The 1,859-nt window shown below is 76.0% G+C and carries 2 protein-coding genes and 1 pseudogene; all 3 read left to right on the forward strand.

What is annotated here, in order from left to right:
* Positions 1-1,188 (forward strand): TIGR01777 family oxidoreductase (locus NWP09_RS12690; RefSeq protein WP_258275861.1); only part of this gene is annotated, 1,188 nt, incomplete at its 5' end.
* Between the two features lie 43 nt (positions 1,189-1,231).
* Positions 1,232-1,387: a hypothetical protein gene (locus NWP09_RS12695; RefSeq protein WP_258275862.1), complete on the forward strand. Its 156-nt coding sequence runs from the start codon at positions 1,232-1,234 to the stop codon at positions 1,385-1,387.
* A 166-nt stretch (positions 1,388-1,553) separates the two neighbouring features.
* Positions 1,554-1,859 (forward strand): annotated as a pseudogene (locus NWP09_RS12700) (hypothetical protein); the annotation flags it as partial.

Consider the following 1,859-nt stretch of genomic DNA (forward strand, 5'->3'; position numbering starts at 1 on the left):
CTGCCGGGCGGCCTGATCTGGGCGGCGCAGCACGACCCCGCGGGGTTCGAGCCGGGCCGCGCGTTCGTCGACGAGCGCGTCGGCGTCGGCCTCGCCTCGGTCGCGCTCGCGCCGCTGCGGTGGCGCCACGAGCACCGCTTCGAGCCCGCCGGCGACCGCACGATCGTGCGCGACCGGGTCGACACGCAGCTGGGTTCCCGCGCGCTGCGCCCGATGTTCGTCTACCGGCATCGCCAGCTCGCCGACGACCTCGCGTCCCATGCCGCGGCGGCCGCCGAGCCCATGACGGTCGCGATCACCGGCGCATCCGGCCTCATCGGCACCGCGCTCAGCGCGTTCCTGACGACCGGCGGGCACGAGGTGGTGCGCCTCGTGCGGCACGCGCCGACGGCGTCGGGGGAGCGGCAGTGGGAGCCCGACGCGCCCGCGCCCGACCTGCTCGAGGGCGTCGACGCGGTCGTGCACCTCGCGGGAGCATCCATCTTCGGGCGCTTCGGCGACGAGCACCGCCAGCGCATCCGGGACAGCCGCATCGGGCCGACCCGCAGGCTCGCCGAGCTCGCGGCCGCGAGCGGGGCTCGCGTGTTCGTGAGCGCGTCGGGCATCGGCCGCTACGGCAGCGATCGCGGCGACGAGCAGCTCACCGAGGCGGCCGGGGCGGGCGACGACTTCCTCGCGCGCGTGGTGGTGGACTGGGAGGCGGATGCGGCGGTCGCCACCGAGGGTCGGATCCGGGCTGTGCAGGTGCGCACCGGGCTCGTGCAGACTCCGCGCGGCGGCGTGCTGCAGGTGCTCGCGCCGCTCTACGCCGCCGGGCTCGGCGGACCGCTCGACGGCGGCGAGCACTGGCAGTCGTGGATCGACCTCGACGATCTCGTCGACGTCTACCACCGTGCGCTCACCGACGAGCGCCTCGCCGGGCCGGTCAACGCGGTCGCGCCGAATCCGGTCCGGCAGGCGGAGTACGCCGAGACGCTCGCGCGCGTGCTGCATCGGCCGGCGCTGCTGCCGACGCCCGCGCTCGGCCCGCGCGTGCTCCTCGGGAGGCAGGGGGCGGAGGAGCTCGCGCTCGCCGACCAGCGGGCGGTGCCCGCGGTGCTCGCGCAGCTCGGCCACCGGTTCCGCCGGCCGGACCTCGAGTCGTCGCTGCGCCACCAGCTCGGCCGCGCGCGCGAAGCGGGCCGATAGGACCACGAGGACCGCCGCGAGGCGGAGGAGGAGAGGAGAGGCGATGAGCGACGACACGAGCCGGCGGGCGCAGGACGACGCGCAGGACGAGGCGGCCGAGAAGACGAACGCGCACGCCCGTGCGGAGGCGCAGCAGCAGGAGAGCCCGGCTGAGGCGCAGCGGGAGAACGCGGAGGAGTCGGACGGCTACGGCTACTGACATCTGCGACGCGCTGGAGTGCAGCCGTAGCAGAGCGCGCACGCTGCCGTGCCCCGCTGGCTCGCGCCTGTGGAGAGTTCGCGCGCTTGAGTGAATCTTGGGGTTACTCTGCGGGAACGTTGCGCTCCGTCCGGGGCGCGCGGTTCTTCGACGGAGAAGGAATCCCATGCACGACAGCACTCCCGCACCGGCCACCCGGCGCTCCCGACGCACGCTCCTCTGGCTGACCACCGCGATCGCGAGCGCCTCGCTCGCGCTCGGCGGCGCGCAGGCCGCGAGCGCGGGCCAGCCCGATGCGGTCGACCACCACGCGGTGACCGCGTCGCCCGCGGCCACGAGCGCCTACTGGACCTCGGCGCGCATGGAGGCGGCGATCGACGCCGATCGGCTCGTCCCGGGAGACCGCCACGCATCCGGGCGCCCCGTGGAGGCGGGCGAGCCCGCTGCCCGCGGCGGGCGCGCGCCCCAGACG

Source organism: Agrococcus sp. HG114 (assembly GCF_024723325.1).
In the GTDB taxonomy this organism is placed as follows: Bacteria; Actinomycetota; Actinomycetes; order Actinomycetales; family Microbacteriaceae; genus Agrococcus.